The organism is Pseudomonas sp. PS01298, from assembly GCF_029959745.1.
Lineage (GTDB): Bacteria > Pseudomonadota > Gammaproteobacteria > Pseudomonadales > Pseudomonadaceae > Aquipseudomonas > Aquipseudomonas aylmerensis.
Window position 1 is genome coordinate 1 of the sequence record NZ_JASCPP010000021.1, and the last position, 14,310, is coordinate 14,310.

At 62.6% G+C, this 14,310-nt stretch carries 13 protein-coding genes; 5 read left to right on the plus strand and 8 right to left on the minus strand.

Going from position 1 to position 14,310, the window contains the following annotated elements; translation table 11 throughout:
- Positions 1 to 97: 97 nt before the first annotated feature.
- The 4 genes from QMX97_RS10500 to QMX97_RS10515 all read right to left on the minus strand — a co-directional run bounded on the left by QMX97_RS10500 (position 98) and on the right by QMX97_RS10515 (position 3,627).
- Complete coding sequence (locus QMX97_RS10500; protein ID WP_106802542.1) at positions 98 to 652, minus strand: tetratricopeptide repeat protein; 555 nt, start codon at positions 650 to 652, stop codon at positions 98 to 100.
- Positions 653 to 877: 225 nt separating this feature from the next.
- Positions 878 to 2,161 (minus strand): glutamate-1-semialdehyde 2,1-aminomutase, encoded by a 1,284-nt coding sequence (gene hemL / locus QMX97_RS10505; protein WP_065910103.1) that lies wholly within the window; start codon positions 2,159 to 2,161, stop codon positions 878 to 880.
- An 11-nt stretch (positions 2,162 to 2,172) separates the two neighbouring features.
- The gene (gene thiE, locus QMX97_RS10510; protein ID WP_120450075.1) at positions 2,173 to 2,802 is read right to left on the minus strand and encodes a thiamine phosphate synthase; all 630 of its coding nucleotides are present in this window, start codon (positions 2,800 to 2,802) and stop codon (positions 2,173 to 2,175) included.
- A gap of 27 nt (positions 2,803 to 2,829) precedes the next feature.
- A complete protein-coding gene (locus tag QMX97_RS10515; protein ID WP_049711392.1) occupies positions 2,830 to 3,627 on the minus strand; it encodes a hydroxymethylpyrimidine/phosphomethylpyrimidine kinase in 798 nt (265 codons plus the stop codon).
- A 275-nt stretch (positions 3,628 to 3,902) separates the two neighbouring features.
- Between QMX97_RS10515 and QMX97_RS10520 the strand changes: the two genes are divergently transcribed.
- From QMX97_RS10520 to QMX97_RS10535, 4 genes are all read left to right on the plus strand, one after another.
- Complete coding sequence (locus QMX97_RS10520) at positions 3,903 to 6,293, plus strand: hybrid sensor histidine kinase/response regulator (protein ID WP_282396879.1); 2,391 nt, start codon at positions 3,903 to 3,905, stop codon at positions 6,291 to 6,293.
- 69 nt (positions 6,294 to 6,362) lie between these two features.
- Complete coding sequence (locus tag QMX97_RS10525; RefSeq protein ID WP_282396880.1) at positions 6,363 to 8,012, plus strand: acyl-CoA dehydrogenase family protein; 1,650 nt, start codon at positions 6,363 to 6,365, stop codon at positions 8,010 to 8,012.
- 173 nt (positions 8,013 to 8,185) lie between these two features.
- Complete coding sequence (gene amn, locus QMX97_RS10530) at positions 8,186 to 9,658, plus strand: AMP nucleosidase (protein WP_161630243.1); 1,473 nt, start codon at positions 8,186 to 8,188, stop codon at positions 9,656 to 9,658.
- A gap of 72 nt (positions 9,659 to 9,730) precedes the next feature.
- Entirely contained in the window at positions 9,731 to 10,366 is a 636-nt protein-coding gene (locus QMX97_RS10535; protein WP_120450069.1) for a pseudouridine synthase, read from the plus strand.
- On the opposite strand, the gene QMX97_RS10540 is transcribed toward QMX97_RS10535, so the two are convergent.
- Positions 10,361 to 10,570 (minus strand): DUF2788 domain-containing protein, encoded by a 210-nt coding sequence (locus QMX97_RS10540; RefSeq protein WP_025999909.1) that lies wholly within the window; start codon positions 10,568 to 10,570, stop codon positions 10,361 to 10,363. The two genes, QMX97_RS10535 and QMX97_RS10540, sit on opposite strands and share 6 nt — an antisense overlap.
- Before the next feature lie 203 nt (positions 10,571 to 10,773).
- A complete protein-coding gene (locus QMX97_RS10545) occupies positions 10,774 to 11,253 on the minus strand; it encodes an Lrp/AsnC family transcriptional regulator (RefSeq protein ID WP_003194418.1) in 480 nt (159 codons plus the stop codon).
- 431 nt (positions 11,254 to 11,684) lie between these two features.
- On the opposite strand from QMX97_RS10545, the gene QMX97_RS10550 reads away from it, so the two are divergent.
- A complete protein-coding gene (locus tag QMX97_RS10550) occupies positions 11,685 to 12,782 on the plus strand; it encodes a DUF6515 family protein (RefSeq protein ID WP_282396881.1) in 1,098 nt (365 codons plus the stop codon).
- A 75-nt stretch (positions 12,783 to 12,857) separates the two neighbouring features.
- Here QMX97_RS10550 and QMX97_RS10555 read toward each other — a convergent pair whose 3' ends face one another.
- Both QMX97_RS10555 and QMX97_RS10560 read right to left on the minus strand, forming a co-directional pair.
- Positions 12,858 to 13,757: a cation diffusion facilitator family transporter gene (locus tag QMX97_RS10555; RefSeq protein WP_065910114.1), complete on the minus strand. Its 900-nt coding sequence runs from the start codon at positions 13,755 to 13,757 to the stop codon at positions 12,858 to 12,860.
- Positions 13,758 to 13,766: 9 nt separating this feature from the next.
- Positions 13,767 to 14,186 (minus strand): polyribonucleotide nucleotidyltransferase, encoded by a 420-nt coding sequence (locus tag QMX97_RS10560; RefSeq protein ID WP_106802549.1) that lies wholly within the window; start codon positions 14,184 to 14,186, stop codon positions 13,767 to 13,769.
- Positions 14,187 to 14,310: the final 124 nt, after the last annotated feature.

Consider the following 14,310-nt stretch of genomic DNA (forward strand, 5'->3'; position numbering starts at 1 on the left):
AGCCCGCTCCCACATTCGATCGAGTTCCACCTTTGGAATGCAGTCGAATGTGGGAGTGGGCTTGCTCGCGAAGGCGGCAGTAAAAGCGCTACAAAACTCAGGGCAGCGGCGAGAATGGCGAGCTGCCATCTGCGCTCTGCAGTTCCTGCAGGTAGTTGCGGAAAATCTGGCCCAGCACCTGGGTCGCGGTTTCCAATTCATTGCGCTGCATGTGCTCGGCGACTTCGTCGGCAGTGTCCAGCGCGTCTTCGGCGCCGTTGACCGCCGCCATCTTCAGCACGATATACGCCTGAACGTTATTGGCCGGCACACCTTCACCTTTGAAGAACATGGTGCCGAGCTGGAATTGCGCCTGCGCGTGGCCCTGCAACGAGGCTTTCTCGAAGTAACTCAAGGCTTTGTTGAGGTCGCGGGCGGGGTTCTTGCTGTCGTGGTAGTACTCGCCCAACTCGTATTGCGCCTGCGCATCTCCACCGTCGGCCTGTTTCTGGCACGCGCTCAGGGCTTCGGCCTGGCTGTCTGGCTGGGTATTGAGGGTGCAACGACCCATCGCTGGGATTAACAACGAGTTGCCGCCTGCTTGTGCATGTGCCAGCAGCGGCTGAAGGAGCAACAGGCAGCCCAGAACCAGGGTGCGGCCGGTGCGTTTCATGGGAATCGACTTACCTCTGACGGGGCGCGCGGATCCTCGGGGGATCCAATAAGCGCGCATTATGAAATAAGCAGGCCTCTGCTTACAAAGTCTTTACTCGTTTTTCTGCTGGTTGGGCAAGTTATCTGCCGGATTGCAGGTGGTTTCTCGAAAAAACTCGGAAATCTCTGTAAACAAAGTAGCAAATCAGACACCGCTGGGGCGGCGCCTGATTTTTTCCGTCGTTTATTTCAAGGCCGCGAAGGCGCGCTCGGCGGCATCGAGGGTCAGTTTCAGCTCGGCGTCGCCATGGGCGATCGAGGTGAAGCCGGCTTCGAAGGCGCTCGGTGCCAGGTAAACGCCGCCTTCGAGCATCAGGTGGAAGAAGCGCTTGAACAGATCGGCATCGCTGCCCATCACGTCATCAAAGGTGACGATGTCATCGGCGCCGCTGAAGTACAGGCCAAACATGCCGCCCGCCTGGGTCGTCACAAACGGGATGCCGGCGGCATCGGCACGCTGTTGCAGGCCGTCGAGCAGGCGGGTGGTGTAGTCGGTCAGCTCGGCGTGGAAGCCAGGGCGGCTGATCAAGCGCAAGGTGGTCAGGCCGGCAGCCATCGCCAGCGGGTTACCCGACAAAGTGCCTGCCTGGTACACCGGGCCCAGCGGCGCGATGTGCTGCATGATTTCGCGCTTGCCGCCGAAGCAGCCGACCGGCATGCCGCCGCCGATGATCTTGCCGAAGGTGCTCAGGTCCGGCGTGACGCCGTAGTGCGCCTGTGCGCCGCCGAGTGCAACGCGAAAACCCGTCATCACCTCGTCGAAAATCAGCACCACGCCGTGCTTGTCGCACTGCTCGCGCAGGCCTTCGAGAAAGCCCGGCGCCGGTGGTACGCAGTTCATGTTGCCGGCCACCGGCTCGACGATGATGCACGCCACGTCTTGCCCGACTTCATCGAGCATCTGCTCGACGGCCGCGATGTCGTTGAACGGCAGGGTCAGGGTGTGTTTGGCAAACGCCGCAGGCACGCCGGCCGAGCTGGGTACGCCCTGTGTCAGCGCGCCCGAACCGGCTTTGACCAGCAGGCTGTCGGAGTGGCCGTGGTAGCAGCCTTCAAACTTGATGATGCTGTCGCGACCGGTGAAACCACGGGCCAGGCGAATCGCGCTCATGGTGGCTTCGGTGCCGGAGCTGACCATCCGCACCATCTCCATCGACGGCACGATTGAGCACACCAGGTCAGCCATCTCGGTTTCCATGGCGGTCGGCGCGCCGTAGGAGAGGCCGTGTTCCAGCTGCTTGCGCACCGCGTCGAGTACGTCCGGGTGGCTGTGGCCGAGGATCATCGGACCCCAGGAGCCGACGTAGTCGACGTAGCGCTTGTCATCTTCGTCAGTGACGTACGCGCCTTCGGCATGCTTGAAGAACAGTGGCGTGCCGCCCACGCTCTTGAACGCACGCACGGGGGAGTTCACCCCGCCGGGGATGTGTTTCTGGGCATTGGCAAACAGGGTTTCGGAACGGGACATGATCGGGCTCTCTAAACTGAATATTTAAGAAGATCGTTGAAGGCGCGGGCGCGACGCGTCACTTCCTGGGTGCTGTCCGCACCGAACAGGCCGTGCACCACGGCCAGCAGGTCAGCGCCATGCGCCACCAGCGGTTCGGCGTTCTCCAGGGTGATGCCGCCGATCACGCAGATCGGCAGCTGCAGGCGCGCGCGGGCCTGGGCCAGCATCGTGACGGTGGCGGCAGAAGCGCCCGGCTTGGTGTTGGACGTGAAGAAGCGGCCGAAGGCGACATAGCTGGCGCCTTCCTTGGCGGCCTGCTCGGCCAGCTCGATCTGGCTGTGGCAGGTCGCGCCGATGATCGCCTTGGAGCCCAGCAACGCGCGGGCCGGGGTCAGCGGGCCGTCGGTCTGGCCCAGGTGCACGCCGACGCCCAGGCGCGCGGCCAGCTCGGCGTCGTCGTTGATGATCAGTTGGGTCTTGTAGCGCGAGCACAGTTCGCGCAGCTTCTCGGCCTCACGCAGGCGCCGGGCTTCGTCGCTGCTTTTGTCGCGGTACTGCAGCAGGGTCACGCCACCGTCCAGCGCCGCTTCGACGTAGGCGAGGAACTTGCCAGCCAACAGTTGGCTGTCGGTAATGGCATACAGGCCACGTAGTTTCATCGGGCAGGCCCCTTCGAGCAGAAAAAGTTACGAGCAGAAATCCAGCGGCAACCGACGCGGTACGAACTGGCCCTGACCGAGTTGTTCGGCGTCACGCAGGGTGCGCCAAGTGTAGTTGAGGGCCGATTGCACCGCGCTGACCAACCCTTCGCCCTGGGCGATCCGGCCGGCCAGGGCACTGGCAAGCGTGCAGCCCGAACCGTGATAGCTGCCGGGCAAGCGCTGGCAGGTGAAGGTCTGGCGCGTGCCGTCACGGCTGTACAGGCGGTTGTGCACTTCATGCTCGTCGCCATGCCCGCCGGTGATCAGCAGGTGCTTGATGTACGGCAGCAGCTTTTCGGCGCATTCGTCTGCCGTGCCCTCGGGCAGTTCGGCGAGGATGCGCGCTTCGGGCAGGTTCGGCGTGGCGATCAGCGACAGCGGCAACAGCCGCTCGCGCATGGCATAGCCGACTTCGTCCTTGCCCAGGCTGCCACCGCCGCCGGCGCGCAGCACCGGGTCGCAGACGACCGGCAGGTGCGGGTGCGCCTGCAGCAGTTCGACCACGGTGTCGACCATCGCGGTGGAACCGAGCATGCCCAGCTTGACCGCCGCCACTTCGGAGTCGCCGAGCACGGCATTGGCCTGGGCCAGCACCCACTCGCGGTCGAGCACGCGGAAATCGCTGACGTTGACGGTGTTCTGCACGGTCAGGGCGGTGACGGCCGGAGCCGCATGGCAGCCCTGGGCGAGCAGGGCTTCGATATCTGCCTGCAAGCCGGCGCCACCACTGGGATCATGGCCGGAGAGACAGAGGACAACGGGGCGAGAGCTGTAGATATTCATGGTGCGCGAGCTTACCACCAAACGCTTTTTGCGTGGCTGTCGGGTGAGGGTTGAATGTTGCCGTGGTTGTGACGCTTTTTTGGCGCTTTTTCACTCGAGAAAACCCGCTGAAACCCGCGTCCTAGAGCCTTTCAAAAAATTATTTCAATGGTGTCCAATGGCCTTTAGCGGCTATGCTAAAGTGGATCCAAACAACTTAATGTACCGCCGGTGTACGTCTTCTCAAAAGGAATGGGGGGCTTTTGACATAACCGGACACGCCACGCTGGGGCTCTATGCGCTATTTGCTGATTTTATTGTTGTGCGGGCTGCCAATGCTCGCCAGCGCCATCGAGTTCAACCAGGACACGCGAAGCCTGCCGCTGGGCCGAGTCATGCAAGTGCTCGAAGACCCCACCGATGCGCTGACCATCGCCGACGTCAGTTCACCCGCCTACGCCGCCCAATTCAAGCCCCATGACAAAGCCACCCTCAACGCCGGCTATTCGCGCTCGGTGTTCTGGCTCAAGGTGGACCTGCATTACCTGGCCAAGGACCCGCGCGCGCCGCGCACCTGGTTTTTGGAGTTGGCCTACCCACCGCTGAATCACCTGGACCTGTACCAGAACGACGGTACCGGCACCTACCGGCTGACCTCCCGCACGGGCAGCGCATTGCCGTTTTCCAGCCGTGAAGTACGCCAGAGCAACTACCTGTTCAAGCTCAACTTTGTGCCCGATCAACAGCAGACGGTCTACCTGCGCCTGCAAAGCGAAGGCTCGATCCAGGCGCCCTTGACGCTGTGGGCCGGCACCGCTTATCTGGAACAACAACCCCTGCGCCTGTCTGTGCTCGGGGTGATCTACGGCGTGCTGCTGGGGATGCTGGTCTACAACCTGTTTATATACCTGAGCGTGCGCGACACCAGCTACCTCTATTACATCCTTTATATCGCCTCGTTCGGCCTCTACCAGCTGTCGGTCAATGGCGTGGCGGTGGAGTACTTCTGGCCGAACAACCCGTGGTGGGCGAACGCGGCGGTGCCGTTCCTGATCGGCTCGGCGGCGCTGTTCGGCAGCCTGTTCGCCCGCAGTTTCCTGCACACCGCGCAGCACAGCCGCTGGCTCAACCGCATCCTGCTGGGGCTGGCGGCCTGCGGCGCGGTCGTCATGGCGCTGGCGCTGCTGACCAGCTATGCGGTGGCCTTGCGCCTGGCCACCGGCCTGGCGCTGGTGTTTACCGTGACCATCTTCGTGGCTGCCATCAAGGCCTGGTATTGCGGCCAGCGCATGGCGCGCTATTTCATCATCGCCTGGTCGGCGTTCCTGCTAGGTGGGGTGATCAATACCCTGATGGTGCTGGGCTACCTGCCGAATATGTTTCTCACCATGTACGCCAGCCAGATCGGTTCGGCGATCGAAGTGGCGCTGTTGTCCCTGGCGTTGGCCGACCGCATCAATTCCATGCGCGAGCAGCAGGCGCAGATCCTGTTCGATGCCAGCCAGAAGCTTGAAGTGCTCAACCAGCAGTTGGCCCGCAGCAACCGGCTCAAGGATGAATTCCTTGCGACCCTGACCCATGAATTGCGCACGCCGATGAACGGCGTGATCGGCTCCCTCGAACTGATGCAAACCGTGCCGCTGGGCGACGACCTGGCGCAGTACCAGCAAACCGCCGCCGGTTCGGCGCGGGACATGATGCGCATGGTCAACGGCATTCTGACGCTGACCGAATTGCAAGCCGGACGCCTGACTCCCCAGCCCAAGGTCTTCAGCCTGCGCGGCGCGCTCGACGGGTTGCGCCAGCAATTCAATGCCAGCGCCCAGAGCAAAGGCCTGGCGTTTTCCATCGACGTGGCGGACGAGTTGCCGGACCGCGTGATGGGTGATGCCGACAAACTCCTGCAGTGCCTGGATTGCCTGCTGGACAACGCTTTCAAGTTTACCCATGAGGGCTCGGTGCGCCTGCGGGTGGTGGGCGTGCCGCAGAGTGACGGTGGCGTGCGCTTGAGTTTTATCGTCACCGACACCGGTATCGGCTTCGCCTTCCTCGACGAGGCCACGCTGTACCAGCGTTTCTTCCAGCTTGATGGCTCGACCACCCGCGAATACGGTGGCCTGGGGATTGGCCTGGCGATTTGCCGGCAGTTGATCGAACTGCTGGGCGGGCGCCTCACCCATCACTCCGAGCCGGGCAAGGGCAGTCGCTTCCAGTTGGAGATGCAGGTCAGCCTGGTGGCGCCGGAGCCAAAGCGGACACCCGATCGGCAGCGTGGCCCGCAGGAGTGCACGGTGCTGCTGGTGGATGACAACAGCGTGGGCCAGCTGGCTGTGCGCGGCATGTTGCTCAAGCTCGGTTATCGGGTAAAAACCGTGGACAACGGGCCTTCCGCATTGGCGAGCCTGCAGGCCGAGACATTCGACGCAGTATTGTTGGATATACCTGAAGGCGGTTTCTCGTTGTGCTGTCAGATTCGTGCACTGCCTGGCTGCGCTGAGTTGCCGGTGATTGCCTTGAGTACGTCGCTGAATGTGTCCGAGCGCGAGCATTGCCATGGCATCGGCGTCTCCGAGCGCCTGGCCAAGCCCGTGCGTTTCGACGCTTTGCAGGCGGTGCTGGAGCGTCGATTGTTGGGGCAAGTAGAGGGCGAAAGCGCCGTACATTCGGCGGGTATGCCACTTTTTTAAGCCCGGTGTCGGTGCTTAACTGAAATTCAGGCCTCAAATCGACGTGGCCTTTTTTCCAGGAGGCCCGTCATGAACCTGCACTCGTTCGCCGAAACCCACGACGTCACCAACCAGCCGCCATCTCTGGATGGCACCAACCTCTACCGCATCGACCTGCCCCTGCAAGAGTGGTCGCGCCGCTTCGGCGCCGGCTGGGCCGAGACGCGCATCGATGCCTACGGGGAGCTGGCCGGCGGGCCGTTGATGGCGGCCGGATTCCTGGCGAACCAGAACAAACCGGTGTTCAACAGCCATGACCGTTATGGGCATCGCATCGACCTGGTGGAGTTTCATCCGGCCTACCACGAACTGATGCGCACCGCCGTCGAACACGGCCTGCCGTCGCTGCCGTGGGCCCATCCGCAGTCCGGCGCGCATGTCGCCCGCGCGGCCATGACCTACCTGCACAGCCAGGCCGAAGCCGGCACCGGCTGTCCGTTGACCATGACGTTTGCCTGCGTGCCGGCCCTGCGCCTGCAGCCGGATCTTGCGCAGACCTGGTTGCCGAAAGTCCTCAGCACCGAATACGACCCGCGCAACGTCGGCATTGCCCACAAGGGCGGTGCCACCATCGGCATGGCCATGACCGAGAAACAAGGCGGCACCGACGTGCGCGCCAACACCACCCGCGCCTATCCGGTAGGCGCCGGTGGCCCGGGGCAGGCCTACGAGCTGGTGGGGCACAAGTGGTTCTGCTCGGCGCCGATGTGCGATGCGTTCCTGACCCTGGCGCAGACTGACAAGGGCCTGACCTGTTTCCTCCTGCCTCGGCACCGCCCGGATGACACGCGCAACGAGTTCTATATCCAGCGCCTGAAAAACAAACTCGGGAATTGCTCCAACGCCTCCAGCGAAGTCGAATTTCGCGGCGCCCTGGCCTGGATGATCGGCGAAGAGGGCCGTGGCGTACCGACCATCATCGAGATGGTCGCCATGACCCGCTTCGACTGCATGGTCGGCTCCAGTGCCCTGATGCGCCAGGCGTTGACCCAGGCCAGCCATCATTGTGCCCATCGTTCCGTGGGCGGGCGTGTGCTCAGCGAGCAACCGCTGATGCAAAACGTGCTGGCCGACCTGGCCTTGGAAAGCGAAGCCTCGCTGGCCTTGAGCATGCGCATGGGCCGGGCGCTGGATCATCTGGATAATGAGCAGGAAGCCAAGTTCGCCCGGCTGGTGACGGCGGTGGGCAAGTATTGGATCTGCAAGCGTGCGCCGGCGATGATCAACGAAGCCGCCGAGTGCATGGGCGGTGCCGGCTATGTGGAGGACAGCATCCTGCCGCGCCTGTACCGTGAGGCGCCGGTGAATTCCACGTGGGAAGGTTCCGGCAACGTGCAATGCCTGGACGTGCTGCGCGCCCTGTCCAAAGAGCCGGGCGTGCTCGAGGCGCTGTTCGTCGAATTGGGCGACGGGCACGGCGACAGGCAACTGGCGCGGCATATCGAGCAACTGAAGTCGGCGTTCATGGACACCCAGGACATCCAGTACCGCGCGCGGCAACTGACCGAGGACATTGCCGTGGCGCTGCAGGCCAAGCTGCTGCTGGAGGCCGGGAATGCGGCGGTCAGCGATGGGTTTATCGCCAGCCGGCTGGGTGAATCGTCCGGCCGCGTGTATGGCACCTTGCCGCGAGGTGTCGATGTGGAGGCCATCGTCGCGCGCTCAACCCCGCAATCCTGATCACCGTCCCGTGTAGGCGCCGGCTTGCCGTCGATAGCGGCCTTGAGACATGTATTGAATTCAAGGGCCTTATCGCCGGCAAGCCGACTCCTGCAAGGTAATGTGTTTCCAAATCGGTGTTTCGGTGTGGCCGGGATACAGGCAAGATAAAGGCCTGCACGTCAGAACACAGGATGCTTACCGTGACCGAAGCTTTTGTTGTCGTTCAAACCGCTGAAGAAGCCGTGGATCGGCTGGCGGCTCTGCATGAGCGTGCTACCGGCGCCCTCAACCAAGCCCTCAAGCAATACCTCAAAGACCGCGTCGAACCCGACGCCGAACAACGCGCGCTGTTTCGCTATCCGGAACTGCGCTTGACCTACCACTGCCACGGCGAAGTCCCACAGACCACCCGGGCGTATGCCAAAGTCCAGTTGCCGGGTACCTACAGCGTTACCGTCACCCATCCGGCGGCGTTCCGTAAGTACCTGCTGGAACAACTGGTGCCGCTGATGCATGACTTCACCGTGACGGTGGAAGTCGGCGTCAGCCAACAGAACATCCCGTACCCGTATGTGGTGGAGCAGGGCGACGAACTGGCCGGCTCCGGCGTGACGGCCGCGACCCTCGCCCGTGTGTTCCCCAGCACCGACCTGTCGGCCGCCACCGATGGCATCGCCGATGGCCTGTACGACTGGGAAAACACCGACCCGCTGCCCTTGGCGTTGTTCGACGCGGCGCGCGTGGACTTTTCCCTGCGCCGCCTGGTGCACTACACCGGCAGTGACTGGCGCCATGTGCAGCCGTGGATCCTGCTGACCAACTACCATCGCTATGTCGACCAGTTCATCTTGCATGGCCTGGAGCAACTGCGCAGCGACCCGCGTTTCATCCGCATGGTGCTGCCAGGCAACGTGGTGATCGACAAGAGCATGGACCACGGTGAAGCATCGGCGATTGCCGCCGGCGTGGTGTGGCATCGCTACCAGATGCCGGCCTATCACCTGCAGGCCACTGATGGCCACGGCGTGACCCTGGTGAATATCGGCGTCGGCCCGTCCAACGCCAAGAACATCACCGACCACCTGGCCGTGCTGCGCCCGCATTGCTGGCTGATGATCGGTCACTGCGGCGGCCTGCGCCAATCGCAGACCATCGGTGACTATGTATTGGCCCACGCCTATATGCGCCGCGACGGGATTCTCGACCGCGTGGTACCGCCGAATATCCCGATCCCGGCCCTGGCCGAAGTGCAGCTGGCCTTGCAGCAAGCGGCGGCCAATGTCACCGGCGAAAAAGGCGAAGAGCTGAAAAAACGCCTGCGCACCGGCACCGTGCTGACCTACGACGACCGCAACTGGGAACTGCGTTGGGCCCAGGAGCGCCCGTTGATCAACCTGTCCCGCGCAGTGGCCGTGGACATGGAAAGCGGCACCATCGCCGCCCAGGGTTATCGCTTGCGCGTACCGTACGGCACCTTGTTGTGTGTGTCGGACAAACCGCTGCACAGCGAAATCAAGCTGCCGGGTTCGGCCAACGCGTTCTATGAACGTGCGGTCAGCCAGCACTTGAAGATCGGCATCGAGGCGGTCGACCTGTTGCGCACCGAACTCAACTCGCTGCACTCGCGCAAACTGCGCAGCTTCGACGAGCCGCCGTTCCGCTAAGCGGTTGGGATGGTCATTTAGCGGTCAGGCCACTAGCATTGTCGGTCCTGACCGTTAGATGTTCCTTTTGCCATGTCCCGTCCTGCTCGTCCCGATTCGCGCCGCCCCGGCGTGAAACCCCCGTATTCCGCTGCGCGTCGAGTCGCCAAGGCGCCACCCGCGGAGCCGAAGTTGATCCTGTTCAACAAGCCTTTCGATGTGCTGACCCAGTTCAGCGACGAAGGCGGGCGGGCGACCCTCAAGGATTTTATCGACATCCCCGGCATCTACCCCGCCGGCCGCCTGGACCGTGACAGCGAAGGCCTGTTGCTGCTGACCAACGACGGCCAGTTGCAGGCACGCATCGCCGACCCCAAGCACAAGCTGGCGAAGACCTATTGGGTGCAAGTCGAAGGCGAGCCGACCGAGGAGCACCTGCAACGCCTGCGCAATGGCGTGGAACTCAACGACGGCATGACCCTGCCCGCCGAAGCCCGGCGGCTGGATGAGCCTGAGTTATGGCCGCGCAACCCGCCGGTACGCTTTCGCAAAAACATACCGACTTACTGGCTGGAGCTGGTGATTCGAGAAGGGCGTAACCGTCAGGTTCGGCGCATGACCGCCGCGGTCGGGTTGCCGACCTTGCGCCTGGTGCGCGTGCGAATTGGCGATTGGTCGATCGATGGCCTGGATCAAGGCCAGTGGAAGGAAGTGCCGGCGCGCTTATAAGGCGCCGGACTCGATCAGGCCGATCACCACGCTCTTGATGATGAATGCAGCCACGCCCAGGCCGAGCACGAAGAACAGGATGAACGAGCCAAAGCGCCCGGCCTTGGACTTCTTTGCCAGGTCCCAGACGATAAAGCCCATGAAAATGATCAGGATGGTGACCAGGCCAGTCATCATCCATTCTTCAAACAGGGCGGGATCGATGTTGTTCATGGGCTCTTCCGACGGGGCAGGCGGCAAGTATAAGGCAGCGTCTTCAACACAACATTGATTTGGATCGAGGTACGGTCCAAATGTGGGAGCCGGTTTGCTCGCGAAAGCGCAGTGTCAGTCAACGCATGTATTGACGGAATCAGCGCTTTCGCGAGCAAGCCCGCTCCCACAGGGGATTTTCAGTGTTGTTGAAATCAGGTACGCAAATGAGTCAGCGGCAATTCGGTGCTGTTGAGCACCTGGTTCAGCACGAAGCTGGAGCGCACGCTGGTCACGCCTTCGATGCGGGTCAGGTGACCCAGCAGTAGCTTCTGGTAGTGATCCATGTCCGGCACCACCACTTTCAGTTGATAGTCGGCGTCCATGCCGGTCACCAGGCTGCATTCCAGCACTTGGGGCAGGGTGCGGATGGCCGCTTCGAAATTCTCGAAACGCTCCGGGGTGTGACGGTCCATGCCGATCAGCACATAGGCGGTCAGGCTCAGGCCGAGCATCTTGCGGTCGAGCAAGGCGACCTGGCGTGCAATGTAGCCGTCGTCCTCCAATTGCTTGACCCGGCGTGAGCAGGGCGAAGGCGACAGGCCGATACGCTCGGCCAACTCCTGGTTGGAGATCCTCGCGTCGCGCTGCAATTCCGCCAAAATACTCAGGTCGTATCGGTCAAGCTTGCTCATTGGGTCGGCCTTTGTCGTAACTATTGCGGTGAATTATCCATGAAGGGTTAAAAATTGCGCAAGCACTGTTTATTGACGCAATCTTCGCAATCATCTGTCGGACGTTGGCGGGTATCGTTATCAACAGAATCACCGCCTGGACAACAGTCCACAGCAGCTCGCCCAATCAGGCCCGCTGCGGCCGCCACCCCAGCAGGGTTGAGTTGGCCTCCAGGCTGCACACTGTCCACAAGACGGCGTGAGGTGAGCCAACGTCAAAAGCGTTGAGCCAGGACGAAGTTCTCAAGGGGTGGCCGACGGGTCACCCCTTTTCTTTTGCCTTGATAAAATTGTTCTCGTGACTGATAACCTGTCTCAGAACCGGGCGCGGCTTTTCCAGTCTTATCTATGAGGCCGGACGTTCTAGGCCCTTATCCGCAGTGAGGAATAGCATGAAGCGCATCTGGCGTATGGCAGGTGTAGGTTTGCTGATGGTGACCGTCGGCACGCAAGTGATGGCAGATGACCCGCGCCCTGAAGGCGGCGGTCAGCATGAACGAGGGCCGGAAGGCGGTCGGCAAGGTAACGAACAGCCGCGACCGCAAAACAACCAGCCTCGCCCGCAGAACAATCAACCACGGCCGGAAAACACTCAGCCGCGTCCGCAGAACCAGCACTTCGAGAACAACCAGCCGCGTCCCCAGAATCCGCATTTTGATCGCGCCGAGCAGCAGCCGCACGGTGGCGGGCAATGGCAGGGTCGCCCGCAAGGGGCAGAACAGCCTCGGCCAGCGCCGCAGCCGGCGAATAACCTGCCGATCCAGGGGCGTCCGGATACCGTGCGCCAAACCCAGGAACCGCGCCAGGGCAACTACCAAGACATCCCACGTCGCAATGATGGCAATCAGCACTGGCAGGCCGGCAATGGTCCCGGCCAACGTCCGGGCGGTGGCTTCAACAACGGTCACCCGAATGACAATCGCTGGCCGGGTCGCCCCGACGGGCATGGCAATGGTTGGGGGCCCGGCCCGCAGTATCGTCCCGGTTATACCGTCGACCGTTTTCCCGACCGCAATTACCGCGTGCCGTACCGTGGCCAGGATTACTTCTTCTCCGGCGGCTACTGGTATCGCCCGCAAGGCCCGCGCTACGTGGTGGTAACGCCGCCGTATGGGATTCGCGTGCGCTACCTGCCGGACTACGCGCGTGAAGTGTGGGTGGGCAGCGCGTTGTTTTTCCTCGCGGCCGGTGCCTACTACACCTACGAAAGCACCTCCCAGGAATACGTGGTGGTGCAACCGCCGACCGCAGTGCCTGGGCCGCAGCCGGCGCCGCAAGGCAACGGGTATGACGTGGTGGCCTACCCCGCCAACGGCCAGTCACCGGCCCAAGTGCAGCAGGACGGTTATGACTGTTATCGCTGGGCGGTGCAGCAAAGCGGCTTCGACCCGCAGGCCGTCACCTACGCGCCCGATCCGGCGGTGGTGCAAACCTACCGCCAGGCACAGGGCAACTGCCTGAGCAGTCGCGGGTATCAAGTGCAGTATTGATAAGCTGCAAGCTGCAAGCTGCAAGCTACAAGCCGCAATCTTCACTCTTGAGGCTTGAGGCTTGAGGCTTTCCGCTTATAGCTTATAGCTGGCTTCTTGGGGTTGATCTGCGGGGTCCGCGTGTACCAGCACTTCGGCACGGGGGTAGGCTTGGTGAATGGCATCGGCGGCCTGGTCGCTGATGCCGTGGGCGACTGACAGGGTCAAATCCCCCGGCAGTTCCAGGTGCAGTTGCACGAACCAGTGGCTGCCGGAAATTCGCGTGCGCAAATCGTGCGCACCCAGCACGCCGGGCACGCCGCGCGCCAGTTCCAGCATATGCTGGCTAACCTCCGGCGGCAGCTCCTCGTCCATCAATACCGCGAAGCTTTCCCGGGCGATCTGGATCGCACTCCACAAGATGTAGGCGGCAATGCCCAGGCCGAACCAGGCGTCGACCTGATGAAAGCCCATGCCCGCCAGCACCAGTGCCACCAGGATGCTGCCGTTGAGCATCAGGTCCGAACGGTAATGCAGAGAATCCGCGCGTACCGCGTTGGAGCCGGTTTCGCGCACCACCCGGTGTTGCAGCATCAGCAAGGCCACGGTCAGCACCAGGGAAAACACAATCACACCAATGCTCAGCCACGGCGCGCCCACTGGTTCCGGGTGTTGCAGGCGCTCGTAGGCCTGGAACGCGATCAGCACCGCACTGCCGCCGATAAACAGCGCCTGGGCCATGCCTGACAGCGATTCCGCCTTGCCATGACCATAGCGATGATCGTCATCGGCCGGGCGCAGGGCGTAGTGCACGGCCAGCAGGTTCAGCAGCGAGGTCACGCCGTCGAGCAGTGAGTCGGTCAACCCGGCGAGCATGCTCACCGAGCCACTGAGCCACCAGGCGATGGCCTTGGTGATAATCAGCGCACAGGCCACGCCGACCGAGGCGCGGGTGGCCAGGCGCAGGAGCCGCGCGTGTTCGGGGCTGGTGGTCATGGGCAGTCCTTAGGCAGCGGGTTGCAGGCCCAGGGACGCGAGCTGTTGCACGCTGCCCTTGAACTGGATCATGCGCGGGTCATCCAGCGGCAGGCTGCGGCCGGTTTCCTTCTGGATGATGCTTTGCAGCTTGGCGTTGTCGACCTTGCCGTCCGCGCCGATGGCCTCGTGGAGTTTTTCCGGGGCGACCTGGGCAGTCTTGCCCGGTTCGAAGTAGATCGCGCCAGTGGCGAAGTCCACGCCGAACGCGATCAGGCCAGGGATCACATAGAACAGCAGGCCCACGGCGTCGAGCACGGCAATCGCAGGGTCGATCTTGCCGTCGATCTGGCCGCGGCGGTCGGGGTAGAAAATCGAGCCGCAGGCCGTCAACTGGCTCAGCAGGGTGACGGCGAGGACACCGCCAATGACACGGGAAGCGATACGCATGAAGACTCTCCTGAACACGGTTGATACGAAACTATAAGCCAGCGCCCACCTTTGAGCGCATCCACAGCGAAAGAGCGGGGTGCTTGTGAGACCAGCACCGGCATCCGGCAGTTCGCCGTTATAC